Consider the following 17,087-nt stretch of genomic DNA (forward strand, 5'->3'; position numbering starts at 1 on the left):
ACGACTATGAAACTAGAGGTAAATTTAACACATAACCCTTATGACATTATTATTGAAAAAGGAGCCCTTAAGACCGTCGGTCAATGGGTGAAGTCACTTTGGGAACCGCAAAAGATTGCACTCATCACAGACAATCATGTGGGAGCTCTATATGCAGAAAAAGTTAAGCTTAGCTTGGAGCACGAAGGTTTTGAGGTAGTCGTTTTTGATTTCTTAGAAGGTGAAGCAAGTAAAAATCTTAAAACTGTTAATAAGGCTTATGAGTTTTTGATTAAGAATGGCATGACTCGTAGTGATGGGATTCTTGCTCTTGGTGGTGGCGTTGTTGGTGATTTGGCAGGCTTTGTCGCTTCGACCTATATGCGTGGGATTCACTTCGTTCAGGTTCCAACTAGTCTAACTGCCCAGGTGGATTCATCTATTGGTGGTAAGACGGGTGTGAACACACCATTTGCTAAAAATATCGTGGGAACTTTTGCTCAGCCTGATGGGGTTTTGATTGACCCTAATGTCCTTGAGTCACTTGGTAAACGTGAATTGATCGAAGGTATGGGTGAGGTTGTCAAATACGGTTTGATTGACGATCCTGAACTTTGGCACCTCCTTGAAAGCATTGATGGTTCGGTTCACAGTATCCTAGAAAACTCAGAAACCATTATTTACCGTTCATGTAATGTGAAGCGTAAAATTGTGGTTGAAGATGAGTTTGAAGGTGGTGTCCGTATGTACCTAAACTTTGGTCATACGATTGGGCATGCCGTTGAACAAACAGCTGGTTACGGTAAAGTCATGCACGGTGAAGCGGTAGCTATCGGAATGGTTCAGATTTCACGAGTTGCTGAGGAAAAAGGTCTGATGCCTAAGGGGATCACACGTCAAATCGCTGAGATGTGTGTCAAATTTGGCTTGCCAGTAGACTATGAGCCATGGCGTGTTGAGGAGCTCTATACAGCCCTCACACATGATAAAAAAGCTCGTGGCAATAGCATTAAGACAGTTATCGTTCCAGAGATTGGTAAGGCAGCTATCAATCAGATTCCTTTAGTTGAAATGAAAGAGTACTTGGAGAAATAAATGAGATATTTAACAGCAGGTGAGTCTCATGGCCCACGTTTAACAGCAATTATCGAAGGTGTTCCAGCTGGTCTTCCCTTGACGGCTGAAGATATCAATGCTGATTTGAAACGCCGCCAAGGTGGTTATGGTCGTGGTGGCCGTATGAAAATTGAGTCTGATAAGGTTGAAATCACTTCTGGTGTTCGTCATGGGAAAACAACAGGGGCTCCAATCACCCTTCATGTTATCAATAAGGACCATCAAAAATGGTTGGACATCATGGCTGTGGAAGACATTGAAGACCGTTTGAAAACCAAACGTAAAATCACTCACCCACGTCCAGGACATGCTGACTTGGTTGGTGGAATGAAATACCGTTTTGATGATTTGCGTAATTCCTTGGAGCGTTCTAGTGCGCGTGAAACAACTATGCGTGTGGCAGTAGGTGCTGTCGCTAAACGTATCTTGGCTGAGCTCGATATTGAAATTGCTAACCATGTTGTTGTCTTTGGTGGTAAGGAAATTGATGTGCCTGAGAATTTGACGGTGGCTCAAATCAAGGAATTGGCTCAACAATCAGAGATTTCAGTCGTTAACCAAGAACGTGAACAAGAAATTAAAGATTACATTGACCAAATCAAAAAAGAAGGGGACACAATCGGTGGTGTCGTTGAAACTGTCGTTGGTGGTGTTCCTGTTGGTCTTGGTTCTTATGTGCAATGGGATACAAAACTTGATGCTAAGATTGCTCAAGCAGTTGTATCCATCAATGCCTTCAAGGGTGTGGAATTTGGTCTTGGTTTCAAAGATGGCTACCTCAAGGGCTCTCAAGTGATGGACGAGATTCTCTGGAATGAAGAGGATGGTTATACACGTCGCACTAACAATCTTGGTGGTTTCGAAGGTGGTATGACCAATGGTCAACCAATTGTGGTGCGTGGGGTTATGAAACCCATTCCAACCCTTTACAAGCCTTTGATGTCAGTAGATATCGAAACACACGAACCTTACAAGGCAACAGTTGAGCGTTCAGATCCAACGGCCTTGCCGGCAGCAGGTGTTGTTATGGAATCCGTAGTTGCTACAGTCGTAGCTAATGAAATCTTGGACAAATTCTCTTCCGATAACATGGAAGAATTGAAAGAAGCGGTAGCACGTCATCGTGACTATGTGAAAAACTTTTAAGCAGCATCAGACAATAGATGGGAGTAGTAATGAGTAAGAAAACAATTTATATCGCAGGATTGGGCTTAATTGGTGGTTCCTTGGCTTTAGGGATTAAAAGAGACCACCCTGATTATGAGATTCTTGGATATAATCGCTCTGACTATTCTCGAAATATTGCGCTTGAGCGTGGTATCGTTGACCGTGCAACCAGTGATTTCAAAGAGTTTGCCCCACTTGCTGATGTGATTATCCTTGCAGTGCCAATTAAGCAAACTGTGGCCTACTTGCACGAATTGGCTGACTTGGATCTCAAAGATAATGTCATCATCACAGATGCAGGGTCTACTAAGTTGGATATCGTTGAGGCAGCTGAACGTTACCTAACAGGTAAAAATGTTCAGTTTGTAGGTTCCCACCCTATGGCTGGTTCCCATAAATCAGGGGCTATTGCAGCCGACGTGACGCTTTTTGAAAATGCCTATTATATTTTCACACCGACAAGTCTGACAAGAGAGACAACAATCCCAGAGCTTAAGGACATCTTGTCTGGGCTTAAGTCACGTTTTGTGGAGATTGATGCGGCTGAACACGACCGTGTAACCAGTCAAATCAGTCATTTTCCGCACCTTTTAGCTTCTGGTCTTATGGAGCAGGCGGCTGATTATGCTCAGGCTCACGAAATGACTAATCACTTTGCGGCTGGGGGATTCCGAGATATGACTCGTATTGCTGAGAGTGAACCGGGTATGTGGGCTTCCATTCTCATGACTAATGGGCCTGCTGTTTTGAATCGTATTGAAGATTTCAAAAAACGTTTGGACCATGTGGCTGACTTGATTAAGGCTGAGGATGAGAATGCCATTTGGGAGTTCTTTGACAATGGTCGTAAGAAGCGTAAAGAGATGGAAATCCACAAAAAGGGTGGCGTGGAAAGTGCCTTCGATATTTTCGTGGATGTGCCTGACCGTGAGGACGTTATCCTTAGCATTATGGAATTGTTGCGAGGAACGTCTTTGGTTAACCTTCGTATCAATGAAGAAAATCGTGAAGATATTCACGGTATCCTTCAAATTACTTTTAAAAATGAAAAAGATCGTACACATGCTAAGACTGTTATTGAAGCCAATACAGACTATCATGTGGTGATCGCCTAGGAGAATAAAATGACAAATATTTATGATTTAGCAAATGAGTTGGAACGTGGCATTCGTGCCCTTCCTGAGTACAAAACTTTGGTAGAGAAAAAAGAAGCTATTGCAGCTGATGCTGAGGCTAGTGCTCTTTTCAAAGAGTTCACTGATTTCCAAGAGGATTTCTATGCTAAAATGCAAGCTGGTACAATGCCAACAGCAGAAGAACAAGCAGCTGTTCAAGAATTGGGGCAAAAAGTGGAAGCTAATGCCCTTTTGAAAGAATACTTGGCTGCACAACAAGGCTTGTCTGTTTATTTGAATGATATTGAACGTATCATCTTCAAACCTTTGCAAGAATTGAATAGCTAATCAGAGAGGGTGTGTCAGTTGACAGGCCCTTTTCTGCATTCAAAAGAGATTGTCTAAGAATGAAGATCAAATATTAAGGAGGAGAATGATGTCTCGTAAAATTGGAATTATTGGTATGGGAAATGTTGGAGCTGCGGTAGCTCATGGAGCTATTGCTCAAGGTTTGGCTGATAGTTATGTCTTTATAGATATCAATGAGAAAAAGGCTGAGGCGGATGCCCAGGATTTTAAAGATGCTATGGCCAATCTGCCTAGCTATGCCAACATCGTGGTTAATGATTATGCAGCACTTGAAGATGCTGATGTGATTATTTCATCTCTTGGAAATATTCAGTTACAGCATAATGCCAGTGAGGACCGTTTTGCTGAATTTCCATTTACCCGAGAAGCTGTTTATCAGGTTTCTCAGGAACTCAAAAAATTGGATTTTAAAGGTATACTCTTGGTTATCTCAAACCCTGTAGATGCCGTATCAGCCCTCTATCAAGAGTTCACAGGTTGGCCAAGAGAACGTGTGATTGGGACAGGGACTCTACTTGATACAGCTCGAATGAAGGCAGCGGTAGGAGATGATTTATCAGTCAATCCAAAATCAGTATCCGGCTACAATCTTGGCGAACATGGGAATTCCCAATTTACAGCCTGGAGTCAAGTCAAGGTCAAAGGTCAAGATATTACAGCATTGACCAGTGAAGAAGAGCGTCAAAATCTTTTTATGGCTTCTATGAAGGGTGGCCACAAGGTCTTTTATGGTAAGGGCTATACTTCATACGGCATTGCCAGTGCGGCTCTTCGTTTGGTATCTATTATCCTTTCTGATGCTCAAGAAGAAGTGGCGGTATCTAGCTATCAAGCAGCCTATCAGACCTATCTTGGCTATCCAGTTATTTTAGGGCGTCAAGGGGTGGCTGCACCTGTTCACTTGTCTTTGTCGGCTGAGGAAAATCGTCTCTTGGAGGAGTCTGCTAACTTAATTCGGAACCGTTTTCAAGAGGCAGTTGCCTTTCTAAGAGAAAAGTATACTAATACTAGAGAGTGAATATTTTGACAATTCAGTCTATGGTTAGGCTTTTAATTATGGTATAATGAGAGTAACTATAAAATTTTCAGGAGTAACCTATGAAACTAGAAACCAAGGCACAAGGTCTTCATGGCAGCTTGCGTATCCCTGGTGACAAGTCAATCAGTCACCGTTCGATTATGTTCGGAAGTCTTGCTAAAGGTGTGACAACTGTTCGTGATATTTTACGAGGTGAGGATGTCCTCTCAACCATGCAGGTCTTTCGTGATCTGGGTGTGACTATCGAGGATGACGGTGATGTGGTTCGCATTCACGGTGTTGGTTTTGATGGTCTCAAGGCTCCTCAAAACAAATTGGACATGGGTAACTCTGGAACATCCATTCGCTTGATTTCAGGTGTGCTCGCTGGTCAAGATTTCGATGTAGAGATGTTTGGGGATGATTCCCTTTCAAAACGCCCTATGGACCGTGTGACCATTCCCTTGCGTCAGATGGGTGTAGAGGTATCAGGTCAGACGGACCGCGATTTGCCACCTTTGAAAATGCATGGTAGCAAGTCTCTTAAACCTATTCATTACCAATTGCCTGTGGCCTCTGCTCAGGTTAAATCTGCCCTTATTTTTGCAGCTCTTCAAGCTGATGGCGAATCTGTTATCATCGAGAAGGAAAAAACACGTAATCATACGGAAGATATGATTCAGCAGTTTGGTGGTCAGCTTCAGGTAGATGGCAAGGAAATTCGTATTTCTGGTGGCCAAACTTTCACTGCTCAAGAAGTTGTGGTTCCAGGTGACATTTCTTCAGCTGCCTTTTGGTTGGTAGCAGGACTTGTGGTGCCTAACTCTAAGATTGTCTTGGAAAATGTTGGTATCAATGAGACGCGTACGGGTATCATTGATGTGATCAAAGACATGGGGGGTAAGATTACCCTTTCAGATATTGACCAAGTTGCTAAATCTGCGACCATTACGGTTGAAACTTCAGAACTTAAAGGAACTGAAATTGGTGGAGATATCATTCCACGTTTGATTGATGAACTTCCAATTATCACACTCTTAGCGACACAAGCCCAAGGTAAGACTGTGATTCGTGATGCTGAAGAACTTAAGGTCAAAGAGACTGACCGTATTCAGGTGGTAGCGGATGCCTTGAATGCTATGGGTGCTGATATTGTACCAACTGAGGATGGTATGATTATCACTGGTAAGACGGCTCTTCATGGGGCAGAGGTTAATACCTTGGGTGACCACCGTATTGGTATGATGACAGCTATTGCTGCCCTTTTGGTTCAAGATGGTGAGGTTGACTTGCAACGTGCGGAAGCTATCAATACAAGTTACCCAAGCTTCTTTAGTGACTTGGAAGGATTGCTCCATGGCTAAGGTTTTATTGGGCTTTATGGGAGTTGGTAAGAGTTCCGTCGCCCCATACCTGGATGGTTGTTTCGTGGATATGGATCAGGTCATCGAGGAGAAAATCGGCATGTCCATTGCTGATTTTTTTGCAAAAGAAGGTGAAGCAGCCTTTCGTCAGATTGAGTCTGAGACTTTGGAGGAACTCCTTCAAGAGGGAGATGACGTCTTCATCTCTACTGGAGGTGGTGTCGTTGTGACGGAGCGCAATCGTCAGCTCTTGGCGAAAAATCGTAAGCATAACGTTTGGCTCCATGCTTCTTTCGATGTGGTCTATGATCGCATTGAAAGGGATACCAAGAATCAGCGCCCACTCTTTCTCAATCATTCCAAAGAGGATTTTAAGGCTATTTATGACGGTCGAATGGCACTCTATCAAGATTTAGCAGATTTGGTTGTCACAGTTGATAACCGAACGCCAGAAGAAGTAGCAAGGTTTATCAAATGTATGTAGGTTATTTGGGCCCTAGTGGGTCGTTTACGCATAATGCAGCCTTAAAGGCTTTTCCTGAGGCAGAATTGGTTTCTCTAGGTACCATTACCGAGGTTATCAAGTCTTATGAAGAGGGACGTGTGGATTATGCGGTCATTCCGGTGGAAAATTCCATTGAGGGCTCTGTTCATGAGAGTTTAGACTATCTCTTCCATCAGGCCGATATTCGTGCTGTGGCAGAGATTGTTCAGCCCATCAAGCAGCAGTTGATGGCGACGAAACATCATGAGAAAATTGAGAAAATCTTCTCACACCCACAGGCTATTGCCCAAGGGAAAAAGTATATTAAACAGCATTTTCCACATGCCAAGATTGAGACAACAGCCAGTACAGCCTTTGCGGCGCGTTTTGTCGCTGATAATCCAGATCAGCCATATGCGGCTATCGCTCCGCATGCAGCTGCTAAGGAATACGGTCTTCAAATCTTGGCTAAGGATATTCAGGAGATTGAAAAGAATTATACCCGCTTTTGGGTGTTGGGGAACACCGTTCCTGAGATTCCGCTCAATCAGATTGATTGCAAATTAACGCTGGCCTTGACCCTGCCTGACAATATGCCAGGGGCACTTTACAAGGCCTTATCGACCTTTGCCTGGCGAGGCATTGACTTGACCAAGATAGAAAGTCGTCCTTTGAAGACGGTACTTGGCGAGTATTTCTTTATTATTGATTGTGATTATACAAAGGAAAAGTTGGCTCAGTTCGCTCTTGAAGAGCTGACTGCAGTTGGAATTGGATATAAAATCTTGGGTGCTTACCAAGTCTATGAAATTTAAAGGGAAATCTTATGACCAAATCTAACAATGGACCGTTTACGCATCATGAACGGTTACGTTACAGCTATCTTTTAAAAAATCTTGCTCACCTGAATGGACAGCAGGCCTCAGAATTCAATTATCTTCAAGGAAAGTTGGATGCTTATGAAGCTGAGCGGCGGTATCAAGCGCAAAGAGAGGACTATCAAGCAGCATGGCACCAGCCTTATGACAATCGTTCTGACTACTATCAAGAACGTGATTATGAGTCTGTCAATCAGCTAACTGAGGATGGTTTGCCCGTCTATCGGGAGGAAGTCGCTCAAAGTAAACCTAAACGTAAAAAGGTTCAAAGAAAAGCAACTCCTTCAGCAACGTCGGCTCCAAGGTCCAAGTCGCAAGTAGCCAAGAAGAAGCGACCAAAGAAAAAGAGAAGGCTCAAGAAAGTTGTTAGGCTGGTGCTTAGTTGCTTGAGTCTTGGAGTTGTGTTCTTAGTGATAGCCATGGCCTATCAATTTTACAAGGGAACAGACCTTTCTGCTGCAGGTAATAATGGTAAATCCTATCAGCCTGCCGTAGTTGAGACCTTTAATGGTAAGGATACTAAGGATGGGGTTAATATCCTTATTCTAGGTTCTGACCAGCGAGTTAGCCAAGACTCTACCGATGCCAGAACGGACTCCATCATGGTTGTCAATGTGGGCAATAAAGAAGGTAAGATTAAGATGGTTAGTTTTATGCGAGATACCTTGGTCAATATCAAGGGGGCTTCAGAAACCGACTATTCTCAGGACTTGAAACTTAATACGGCTTTCAATATTGGTGAGCAAAATAATCATCAAGGGGCAGAACTCATGCGTGAGACCCTCAAACGAAACTTTGACATTGATATTAAGTACTATGCCATGGTTGACTTTGAAACCTTTGCGACAGGGGTCGATACCCTCTTCCCGAATGGTGTGGAAATCAATGCGAAGTTTGCGACCATTGATGGTAAAAAAGTGTCATCAGTACAAGTCCCAGATGATTTGAAGATGGACAAGAATGGTCATGTGCCAAATCAAACCATTAAAGTTGGTAAGCAGGATATGGATGGTCGCACCCTTCTGAATTATGCTCGTTTCCGTAAGGATGACGAGGGAGATTATGGCCGTACCAAGCGCCAGCAACAAGTGATGCAGGCTGTTATGAAGCAGCTTAAGAATCCACTTAATCTCTTCAATGGACCTGAGGCTTTGGGGAAGGTTTACTCACTAACCTCAACCAATATGAGTATGACGGATATGTTGGATTTGGGACTTTCAAATGCTGGTAGTTTCAAAAAAGGGATCAATTCGCAAACCATTCCTTCGGATGGTGATTGGATTGACAGTTATGATTTGTATGGCGGTCAAGGGATTGAAATTGATTTTGATACCTATCAGTCAAAATTAAAAGAACTAGGATTTAGATAAGAAAACAAAGCAGGTTCACACTGAACCTGCTTGTTTTTTGGTATTAAGAGCTTGTATAAGCGCCTTGTATAAGAGTTTTAGAAAATGATAGAGCAAATAGGTCATGATAAGAAGAATAATGACGAACTCTACCTTATAAATCAATTGGGTAGCAAGATTGACTAAACCAAGACTGGTGGTAGCTGCCTTAAAAGCATTGACACTATTGACCAAGGGAAAGCTAAAAGCTGCAAAAAGTGGTATAAAGCCTTTTCTAACCAGTTTTACAAAGAGATTAAGAGCATAGAAAAAGAATACTTGTGAGAATAAAAGTAGGGCAAGTAAAATGATAGTTGCAGGTCTTTGATTACTCTTGATTGAGCTGGTAATGAGAAGGGCCAGAGGTGCTGCTAAAATAGCAAGTATAGGCTGATATAGGTGAGGTATGGCTATCTGTCTCATTCTCCATAAAACAAGTGGAAAGAGGGCTAGAGTCGCAAATCCCGTTACTCCCAGAATAAGTCCCTTGATGCTAGTTGGAACACTAGCCGGTACTGTCACAAGACTGATAGCAGGGCCAACATAGACCACGAACCAGCTTGGATAGACTTGATTCAAAGAAAATGGGCGTAAAAAACGCAGACTGAAAAAAATAATATAGGCAATATAAAGTCCAAGGAGTCCAAGCCAAGTCACACTCAATCCTGTTTGAGCTAGTGGGAGGCGGCTGGCAAATAGAAAGGCAGCCATAAAGAAACTAGCAAAGGCCGAAGCAATGACTGGATTTCGCAAATCTTCTCTTATTTGTTCAAATCCAAGAATCAAGCGTCCCAGTATAAGTATAAAACCTATACTGGCTAAACACCAAATACCCTGAGCAATCAGGGTATAGTGGCTTATTTGATTGGATAAACTAAAGAGGGCAAGAACTAGACTAGATAGGGCCAAGGGAATTTTCTTAAAAAATACCATCATTGGTCCACCGGCCTTTCTAGCTAGCTGCAAGAATGTGACGAAGCTGCACCGCACTCGGAGATACAATTGGAAGGAAGACGCCTTCATTCCAACGACGGATAAAGCTTGACTCTGATTCTTTCAAATAGCCACGACCACCACTAGCCTGAAGTTCGAGGAGCAGGCTGTTGGCTACGACGTCGACAATATCGATACGCAATTGGAAAAGTTCACGTGGTTTGTCAATGAAATAATCGGCATCATTAAGACCTGCAAAGAGTTGGTCTTGGATAGCGAGAAGATTTTCACGTGTAGCTTCAAATTCCTCACGAAGAACGCTACGGTTACTGTTTAGACTAGCTTCAACCTCATCAAGAGAACGTTTGGCCAAACCAAAGGCAAGACCAAATTGGAAACCAAGGAAGTTCGGACGTGTTTTAGCAATATAGTCTGTACCTTCTTTTGAAAGGATCCAATTAGGATCTAACTTAACGTGATCGAAAGTAAGAGAGGCAGTGTTAGCACCTTGAAGGGAAACAAATTCCAAATCTTCAGAACGGCTGAGACCCTCAGCTTCAGATGGAATGGTGATAATCCAAGGTTGGCTACCATCTTTAAAGTCAGCAGCAAAGAGAGCAGCGAATTTATCAGAACGTAGGTTAGTTACCCAAGGCAAACGACCATCAAGATAGTAGTCATCACCTTCTTGACTAATGGTAACATTCAATTCTTCAATATCTGACAAGAATTTGACCGCATTTGACAAGCCAGTTCCACCAGCACGCTCACCGGTATACAATTCTTTCAACCATGTTTCACGAGGATAAGCATTGTCGCTAGCTAGGATATACTCGATGAAAGTACGGTGTCCCCAAGAAATAAAGGAAGCTGTCAAAGAGTGTTGTGCCAATTCATCAAGCACATCAACAACTTGAGTAGGACCACCACCTAGGCCATCAAACTCAGCAGGTACGCCGATTTTAAAGACGTCGTTTGCAGCAATTTTTTCAAGAAGTTGGTCCGCAATGGGTCCAGACTCTTGGTCAATATGGTCAGCGTTGGTATCCAACCAAGTAAGGAATTCTTTTGAAAAATGTGACATAGGCTTAGGTCCTCCTCTAGTTTATCCTTTGGTTTTGAATTAAGCGAATTCTTGAAGTTCAGGGTTGATCGGTGTTTGTGCGAGATTGTTAGCGTAGTTACACAAGCTAGCAAGGCTGACACCCAAGATAACATCAAGGGCATTTTGAGCAGTGTAGCCAGCTTCCAAGAAGTCATTGTAGGCTTCGTCACCAACAGCACCCTTGGTATTGATCACGGCAATAGTGAATTTAGCAAGGGTATCAAGTTTTGGATCGTCTTCGATTGGTGTACGGTTACGAAGAGCTTCCAAGAGTTGAGGTGTCATTTGGATTTGTTTGATTGAAAAGGCTGTGTGACCTGCCACACAGAAAGCACATCCGTTAGTAACAGCAGCTGTAATTTGAACAACCTCACGTTCAGTTGGTGTCAATGAATTGCGACGGTTGATTTCACCGACAGTACGGTAAGTTTCAAGCGCAGTTGGCGCATTAGCAAGGAGACCAATCAAGTTTGGAATGTATCCCCCATTAGCATCTTTGACTGTTTGAAGGACGTCTTTGACTTCTTCTGGTGCAGTTTCGATTGTATGAATGGTAATATCTGGCATGATTATTCTCCTTTATATAGAAACGACATCTAGACAAGTTGCTGAGTCGTTTAATTTTTTGTCATGGACCTATGATAGCACTGTATGACTTTTCTGAAAAATCTATATTATTTATGGCCAGTCATAAATTTAATTTATATGTGCTATAATGGAGGGTAGTAAAAGGCTTTTGAAGGTATGTTTAAGCCCCATAAAAGTAAAGAAAGTTGAATTATGTTAAATAAAAACGATATTGTAGAAGTTGAAATTGTCGATTTGACACATGAAGGAGCAGGTGTTGCCAAGGTGGACGGCTTTGTCTTTTTCGTGGATAATGCCCTTCCAGGTGAAGTCATCAAGATGCGCGTGCTTAAGCTCAAGAAAAATATCGGCTTTGGTAAGGTTGAGGATTATGTGACCCTTTCACCAAATCGTAATCAGGATATTGATGCGACCTACCTCCGTTCAGGGATTGCTGATTTTGGCCATATGACCTACGAGGAGCAGCTCAAGTTCAAGCGTAAACAAGTTGTGGACAACCTCTATAAGACAGCAGGTATCTCAGACGTAGAGGTCGCTGAAACATTGGGGATGGAGACGCCTTACGCCTACCGTAATAAGGCGCAAGTGCCCGTTCGCCGTGTTAAAGGTCAGCTTGAAACAGGTTTCTACCGCAAGAATTCTCACGACTTGATTCCAATTGAAGATTTCCTCATCCAAGACAAGGAAATTGATAAACTCATTGTCTTTGTCCGTGATCTTCTTCGCCGCTATGACCTCAAACCTTATGATGAGAAGGAGCAGACAGGGTTAATTCGTCATTTGGTGGTTCGTCGTGGCCACTATTCAGGTCAGATGATGCTGGTCTTTGTAACGACTAGACCAAAAATTTTCCGTATTGACCAAGTCATTGCTAAGATTACGGAAGCCTTCCCAAATGTTGTTTCTATCATCCAAAACATCAACGATAAGAACACTAACGCCATCTTTGGCAAGGAGTTCCGCACCCTTTATGGTCAAGACACCATCACAGACAGTATGTTGGGTAATGACTATGAGATTTCTGCCCAGTCTTTCTATCAGGTTAACACCGAAATGGCTGAGAAACTCTATCAAACAGCCATTGACTTCTCAGACCTAAACAGCGACAGCATTGTTATTGATGCCTATTCAGGTATCGGGACAATCGGTTTGTCGTTCGCCAAACAGGTCAAGGAAGTCTATGGCGTTGAAGTCATCGAAACAGCCGTCGAAGATGCTAAGAAAAATGCAGAACGCAACGGCATTACTAACGCCCACTATGTGGCGGACTCAGCCGAAAATGCCATGGCCAAGTGGAGCAAGGATGGCATCAAACCAGACGTTATCATTGTGGACCCACCACGCAAGGGCTTGACAGAAAGCTTTATTAAAGCCAGTGTTGCCATGCAACCTGAAAAGATTACCTACGTCTCATGTAACCCAGCAACAATGGCGCGTGATATCAAACTCTACCAAGAATTGGGATATGAATTGAAGAAAGTACAACCGGTTGATTTATTTCCGCAAACGCACCACGTGGAGTGTGTAGCTTTGCTCGTAAAAGCCTAGAACCTTTGAACGAAAGGGATAATGAAAAGCCTTGATTGCAAGGCTTTTTGCTTTATGGTGGGGAAGTATTAGAGTAAGTAATTTTTGGAGTGAGTGGAAGTGATAGTTAGGAATTCTCAAATTCTATTTCCATTTACACTGTGGGTACGTTTTTATTTCCATTGACAAGGAGTTTGAGGGAATAGAAACGTACCCACCTATATGAAAAAATCACGAAAGGTTTGATCTATGGAAATCAGTAGAAATTAGGTGATACAATAACACGTTATAAAAACCTTGAAATCAGTATGTTTCAAGGTTTTAAGTACTCTTACGGATAGCATTGGGAACATCTAACTTTCTTGAGGAGTAAAGTTTGTTTCTCAATATAGTAATCGTTAAATAGTGTCGAAGCGTTATATGATATGATAATTCCAAATAGTCCTTTGGGCTTTTTATGGCATTGTGATATTCTCTAAGAACACGAGATTGCTTCAATAATTTACAAAGTTATGGGGATTTCTCATAGCTTTTTTACTTTCTTCCTTGACAATTGAGCGAGTGTTCAACTATAATGATAATAGTTGAGTGGTTGTTCAACTGAATCATCGATTATTGAGGTATGAGATGTAATTTTTCTTCTCTATCACCAGTAATGCAAGCTTTATTAGCTGGCTTATTCAACTGGTTTTGTACCCTTATCGGTGCTAGTTTGGTCTTTTTTGTCAAAACCATTCATCAAAAATTCATGGATATGATGATGGGCTTGGCAGCGGGCATTATGACGGCAGCGGCAGTCTGGCCTTTGCTTGTCCCTTCTTTGGACTATAGCCAGTCAATAGCTACGAACAGATTTTACTGGTTGACGACGGCTGTTGGTTCTATTGTCGGGGGCTTATTTATCCGCTTTATTAATTATTTGGTTCCCGACCTACATTTGAATCATCAGATGAGTGATAAGGAAGGGATTTTGAATCCCAAAAGACCCTTATCAAAGACCATGCTGCTTTATCTGGCGGTAGTGTTTCATAATATACCAGAGGGCTTAGCAGTTGGTGTGGCATTTGCTAGTGTGGCAAATCTCGCAACTAGACTTTCCTTTACGTGAATGAGTGCCCTTGGATTGGCCTTGGGAATTGGCATCCAAAATATTCGAGAAGGCTCTGCCTTGTCCTTGCCACTACGGGTAGAAGGGCGAAGTAGGAAATCAGCTTTCTACTATGGCGCCATGTCAGCGATTGTTGAGTCGATTGCAGCTGTTTTAGGGGCCTATGCTGTTATGTCTATGACCCAGCTACTACCTTATGCTCTCTTATTTGCGGCGGGAGCCATGATTTATGTTGCAGTGGAAGAACTTGTGCCAGGTGCTCAAGAGCACAAGAATACCGATATTGCGACAAGTGGGGTTATGGCCGGATTTCTAATCATGATGTTACTTGATACAACTTTAGTATAGGAGGAATAGAAAATATGTCACAGTGTTTAACAGCTTGTAATCCAGATTTAATTCAAGGGGTCCATGAGACGGAGTTTGATACCGTTACATTGCTAAATATGTCCAATTTTTTTAAGGCGATTTCTGCCCCAACTCGTTTGCGGATTTTACAAGCAGTACGGCAAAATCCAATTTGTGTCGGAGACTTAGCGATTGCGTTACAGATGACCAAGTCTGCTATTTCTCACCAACTACGCTATCTGCGGGACTGCCAATTGGTCAAGGAGGAGAAAAAAGGAAGGATGACCTATTATGAACTTGCGGACGATCATGTCGCAGCAGTCTTGTCTTTGACACTGAAACATTTGAAAGAGGAAAAACATGAAGAAAGAGTATGAACTTCGAGGAATTGACTGTGGCAATTGTGCTGCTAAGATTGAACGTGCTGTCAATCAATTGGAGCAGGTAGAATCTGCCACTGTCAATCTGATAGCTCAAAAGCTGATTTTGGAAACAAAAAGCGAAGATGGGATAGATAAGGAAATTATTGACTTGGTGGATGCTATTGAACCTGGAATCGAAGTTATCAGTGAGAAAAAGGAAGAGGCACTTCCAGAAAAACGAGATTGGGCGAAAGAGCTGCTACTTGCTGTTATGATTCTATTTGCCTTCGGCTTTTTCCTGCCAGAGGAGTATTTCTGGATTCGTCTGGTCTATTATCTGACCCTATATATCATTATCGGCCATAAGGTTCTTATCAAGATGGTTCAAAATATTCAACGTGGTAATCTTTTTGATGAAAACTTTTTGATGAGTATCGCGACCTTAGGAGCCTTTCTCTTGGGAGAATTTCCAGAGGCAGTAGCCGTCATGCTTTTTTATCAGATTGGGGAGTATTTCCAAGATAAGGCCACCTCTCAATCTCGTCAGTCCATTGCACGATTGATGGATATTCGGTCGGATAAGGCTTGGAGACTAGAGGGGGGAGAAACCGTTCAAGTAGACCCTGAAACAGTAAGGGTTGCGGACCATATTTTAGTTAAGCCTGGGGAGAAGGTGCCCCTAGATGGTCTGGTCAGAGAAGGTCGTTCTATTCTGGATACGTCAGCCTTGACAGGAGAATCACTGCCTAGGGAAATTGGCGTTGGTGAGGACATTACAAGTGGTGTGATCAATTTGACTAGTCCATTGGTAATTGAAGTGAGTAAGACTTTTTCGCAATCAACGGTCAACAAAATTTTGGAATTAGTTGAAAATGCAAGCAATAAAAAAGCGGAGACGGAACGGATGATCACACGTTTTTCGCGTGTGTATACACCAGTGGTTGTCGGAATCGCTTTTCTGCTTGCAAGCCTGCCTCCCTTGCTTGGTTTAGGGGAGTGGTCGACTTGGCTTTATCGGGCACTTACCTTTTTAGTCATTTCTTGCCCTTGTGCTCTTGCGGTTTCGGTACCAATGAGTTTCTTTGGCGGGCTAGGGGGAGCATCTAAATTAGGTGTCTTAGTGAAAGGTGGAAATTATTTAGAGGCTCTTGCCAAGTTGGATACGGTCGTATTTGATAAGACGGGGACAATTACAAAAGGTATCTTTGCGGTGGATACCGTTGTCAACGCAGAAGGTGTCGAGGATGATATTCTGTACCTCGCTGCCCATCTGGAAAGCTATTCCAATCATCCAATCGCAAACTCTATTCGAACAGCCTATGGACAGGAAGTGGACGAGAATAGGGTGAGTCAGATTACCGAGCTACCAGGGCAGGGCATGTCCGGTAGGGTAGATGGCAGACAGCTCTATCTTGGGAATGCTAGATTAATGGAAGTTCAAGGGATTGCTTATCCAGCTATTGACAGCACAGGAACAGTTCTCTATTTGGCAGAGGACAGTCATTTTCTAGGCTATTTCCTTATCACAGACCAAGTGAAGGAGACGAGCATCGAGGCCTTGAAGGATTTACAGGCAGTCGGAATTAAAAAGACGGTTCTCCTTTCAGGCGATCGTCAGGCAGTGGTTGATGAATTTGCACAGCAATTTGCCTTTAATGATGCATTTGGAGATTGCTTGCCTCAGGATAAGGTGAGTACATTTGAGGAAATTCTGACTCAGTCTCAGCAGGCTGTTGCCTTTGTTGGAGATGGGGTGAATGATGCACCGGTTCTTGCTAGGGCAGATGTTGGTATTGCTATGGGAGGGCTAGGTTCGGACGCAGCCATTGAATCAGCAGATGTTGTACTGATGGATGATGACCTTGGAAAACTTCCTCAAGTCATTCGACTGGCAAAAAAGACAGTCAGAATAGCCCAACAAAACATGACCTTGGCTATTGTAGTTAAACTAATTTTCTTGGTTCTAAGTGGATTGGGAATTTCTAATATGTGGGAGGCCATCTTTGCAGATGTTGGTGTAACGCTACTGGCAGTATGGAATGCATTGAGGACCTTGAGGATAGATACCTCCACTTTGTCAAAGTAAGTGAACAAACAGAGCGATATACAAGTTTTTGTATAATCGCTTTTTTAAACTATGATATGGGCTTTAACGATTTTAACCTAAATCTAGTAACCGTTGAACGTGCATCAATAGAACACACTATGACCATCAACAAGAACTACGTTACTTTCATT

15 protein-coding genes and 1 pseudogene are annotated in these 17,087 nt (G+C 42.7%); 13 read left to right on the forward strand and 3 right to left on the reverse strand.

The features are described 5' to 3' along the window. The first annotated feature begins 6 nt into the window (after nucleotides 1-6). The 9 genes from aroB to HMPREF3112_RS08485 all read left to right on the forward strand — a co-directional run bounded on the left by aroB (nucleotide 7) and on the right by HMPREF3112_RS08485 (nucleotide 8,860). Nucleotides 7-1,074, forward strand: coding sequence for a 3-dehydroquinate synthase (gene aroB / locus HMPREF3112_RS08445; protein ID WP_070439234.1), 1,068 nt, complete (start codon nucleotides 7-9; stop codon nucleotides 1,072-1,074). Further along, nucleotides 1,075-2,241 carry a chorismate synthase gene (gene aroC / locus HMPREF3112_RS08450; protein WP_070439237.1) on the forward strand — a complete coding sequence of 389 codons (1,167 nt, stop codon included), beginning with the start codon at nucleotides 1,075-1,077 and terminating at the stop codon, nucleotides 2,239-2,241. A 29-nt stretch (nucleotides 2,242-2,270) separates the two neighbouring features. Then, nucleotides 2,271-3,377 carry a prephenate dehydrogenase gene (locus HMPREF3112_RS08455; protein ID WP_070439240.1) on the forward strand — a complete coding sequence of 369 codons (1,107 nt, stop codon included), beginning with the start codon at nucleotides 2,271-2,273 and terminating at the stop codon, nucleotides 3,375-3,377. 9 nt (nucleotides 3,378-3,386) lie between these two features. Further along, nucleotides 3,387-3,725, forward strand: coding sequence for a YlbF/YmcA family competence regulator (locus HMPREF3112_RS08460; RefSeq protein ID WP_002890462.1), 339 nt, complete (start codon nucleotides 3,387-3,389; stop codon nucleotides 3,723-3,725). An 88-nt stretch (nucleotides 3,726-3,813) separates the two neighbouring features. Continuing rightward, the gene (locus HMPREF3112_RS08465; RefSeq protein ID WP_070439243.1) at nucleotides 3,814-4,764 is read left to right on the forward strand and encodes an L-lactate dehydrogenase; all 951 of its coding nucleotides are present in this window, start codon (nucleotides 3,814-3,816) and stop codon (nucleotides 4,762-4,764) included. Between the two features lie 80 nt (nucleotides 4,765-4,844). After that, nucleotides 4,845-6,128, forward strand: coding sequence for a 3-phosphoshikimate 1-carboxyvinyltransferase (gene aroA / locus HMPREF3112_RS08470; protein WP_037603974.1), 1,284 nt, complete (start codon nucleotides 4,845-4,847; stop codon nucleotides 6,126-6,128). Continuing rightward, entirely contained in the window at nucleotides 6,121-6,612 is a 492-nt protein-coding gene (locus tag HMPREF3112_RS08475) for a shikimate kinase (RefSeq protein ID WP_070439246.1), read from the forward strand. Before aroA ends, HMPREF3112_RS08475 begins: the two co-directional genes overlap by 8 nt. Then, entirely contained in the window at nucleotides 6,603-7,427 is an 825-nt protein-coding gene (gene pheA, locus HMPREF3112_RS08480) for a prephenate dehydratase (RefSeq protein ID WP_002890467.1), read from the forward strand. The genes HMPREF3112_RS08475 and pheA overlap by 10 nt, the downstream gene beginning before the upstream one ends. A gap of 11 nt (nucleotides 7,428-7,438) precedes the next feature. Then, nucleotides 7,439-8,860 carry an LCP family protein gene (locus HMPREF3112_RS08485; RefSeq protein WP_070439249.1) on the forward strand — a complete coding sequence of 474 codons (1,422 nt, stop codon included), beginning with the start codon at nucleotides 7,439-7,441 and terminating at the stop codon, nucleotides 8,858-8,860. Between the two features lie 15 nt (nucleotides 8,861-8,875). Here the strand turns inward: HMPREF3112_RS08485 and HMPREF3112_RS08490 are convergent, their stop codons facing one another. Genes HMPREF3112_RS08490 through HMPREF3112_RS08500 form a run of 3 tightly spaced genes read right to left on the reverse strand, consistent with a single transcriptional unit; the run spans nucleotide 8,876 to nucleotide 11,483 of the window. Next, the gene (locus tag HMPREF3112_RS08490; protein ID WP_070439252.1) at nucleotides 8,876-9,814 is read right to left on the reverse strand and encodes a TDT family transporter; all 939 of its coding nucleotides are present in this window, start codon (nucleotides 9,812-9,814) and stop codon (nucleotides 8,876-8,878) included. A 16-nt stretch (nucleotides 9,815-9,830) separates the two neighbouring features. Further along, on the reverse strand, nucleotides 9,831-10,895 hold the full coding sequence (locus tag HMPREF3112_RS08495; RefSeq protein WP_037603965.1) for an acyl-CoA dehydrogenase family protein: 1,065 nt from the start codon (nucleotides 10,893-10,895) through the stop codon (nucleotides 9,831-9,833). A 39-nt stretch (nucleotides 10,896-10,934) separates the two neighbouring features. Next, entirely contained in the window at nucleotides 10,935-11,483 is a 549-nt protein-coding gene (locus HMPREF3112_RS08500; protein ID WP_002885920.1) for a carboxymuconolactone decarboxylase family protein, read from the reverse strand. A gap of 213 nt (nucleotides 11,484-11,696) precedes the next feature. On the opposite strand from HMPREF3112_RS08500, the gene rlmD reads away from it, so the two are divergent. From rlmD to HMPREF3112_RS08520, 4 genes and pseudogenes are all read left to right on the forward strand, one after another. After that, nucleotides 11,697-13,052, forward strand: a complete 1,356-nt coding sequence (gene rlmD / locus HMPREF3112_RS08505) for a 23S rRNA (uracil(1939)-C(5))-methyltransferase RlmD (protein ID WP_037603964.1) — start codon at nucleotides 11,697-11,699, stop codon at nucleotides 13,050-13,052. Between the two features lie 601 nt (nucleotides 13,053-13,653). Next, nucleotides 13,654-14,487 (forward strand): annotated as a pseudogene (locus HMPREF3112_RS11775) (ZIP family metal transporter). A 14-nt stretch (nucleotides 14,488-14,501) separates the two neighbouring features. Beyond that, nucleotides 14,502-14,864: an ArsR/SmtB family transcription factor gene (locus HMPREF3112_RS08515; RefSeq protein ID WP_070439255.1), complete on the forward strand. Its 363-nt coding sequence runs from the start codon at nucleotides 14,502-14,504 to the stop codon at nucleotides 14,862-14,864. Further along, nucleotides 14,848-16,935: a heavy metal translocating P-type ATPase gene (locus HMPREF3112_RS08520; protein WP_037599273.1), complete on the forward strand. Its 2,088-nt coding sequence runs from the start codon at nucleotides 14,848-14,850 to the stop codon at nucleotides 16,933-16,935. The genes HMPREF3112_RS08515 and HMPREF3112_RS08520 overlap by 17 nt, the downstream gene beginning before the upstream one ends. Nucleotides 16,936-17,087: the final 152 nt, after the last annotated feature.

Source organism: Streptococcus sp. HMSC10E12, from assembly GCF_001807855.1.
GTDB classification, from domain to species: Bacteria; Bacillota; Bacilli; order Lactobacillales; family Streptococcaceae; genus Streptococcus; species Streptococcus salivarius.

Bases quoted from the DNA above. Each gene is read 5' to 3' on its own strand.
- aroB (WP_070439234.1), top strand. From the start codon at position 7: ATGAAACTAGAGGTAAATTTAACACATAACCCTTATGACATTATTATT.
- aroC (WP_070439237.1), top strand. From the start codon at position 1,075: ATGAGATATTTAACAGCAGGTGAGTCTCATGGCCCACGTTTAACAGCA.
- HMPREF3112_RS08455 (WP_070439240.1), top strand. From the start codon at position 2,271: ATGAGTAAGAAAACAATTTATATCGCAGGATTGGGCTTAATTGGTGGT.
- HMPREF3112_RS08460 (WP_002890462.1), top strand. From the start codon at position 3,387: ATGACAAATATTTATGATTTAGCAAATGAGTTGGAACGTGGCATTCGT.
- HMPREF3112_RS08465 (WP_070439243.1), top strand. From the start codon at position 3,814: ATGTCTCGTAAAATTGGAATTATTGGTATGGGAAATGTTGGAGCTGCG.
- aroA (WP_037603974.1), top strand. From the start codon at position 4,845: ATGAAACTAGAAACCAAGGCACAAGGTCTTCATGGCAGCTTGCGTATC.
- HMPREF3112_RS08475 (WP_070439246.1), top strand. From the start codon at position 6,121: ATGGCTAAGGTTTTATTGGGCTTTATGGGAGTTGGTAAGAGTTCCGTC.
- pheA (WP_002890467.1), top strand. From the start codon at position 6,603: ATGTATGTAGGTTATTTGGGCCCTAGTGGGTCGTTTACGCATAATGCA.
- HMPREF3112_RS08485 (WP_070439249.1), top strand. From the start codon at position 7,439: ATGACCAAATCTAACAATGGACCGTTTACGCATCATGAACGGTTACGT.
- HMPREF3112_RS08490 (WP_070439252.1), bottom strand. From the start codon at position 9,814: ATGATGGTATTTTTTAAGAAAATTCCCTTGGCCCTATCTAGTCTAGTT.
- HMPREF3112_RS08495 (WP_037603965.1), bottom strand. From the start codon at position 10,895: ATGTCACATTTTTCAAAAGAATTCCTTACTTGGTTGGATACCAACGCT.
- HMPREF3112_RS08500 (WP_002885920.1), bottom strand. From the start codon at position 11,483: ATGCCAGATATTACCATTCATACAATCGAAACTGCACCAGAAGAAGTC.
- rlmD (WP_037603964.1), top strand. From the start codon at position 11,697: ATGTTAAATAAAAACGATATTGTAGAAGTTGAAATTGTCGATTTGACA.
- HMPREF3112_RS08515 (WP_070439255.1), top strand. From the start codon at position 14,502: ATGTCACAGTGTTTAACAGCTTGTAATCCAGATTTAATTCAAGGGGTC.
- HMPREF3112_RS08520 (WP_037599273.1), top strand. From the start codon at position 14,848: ATGAAGAAAGAGTATGAACTTCGAGGAATTGACTGTGGCAATTGTGCT.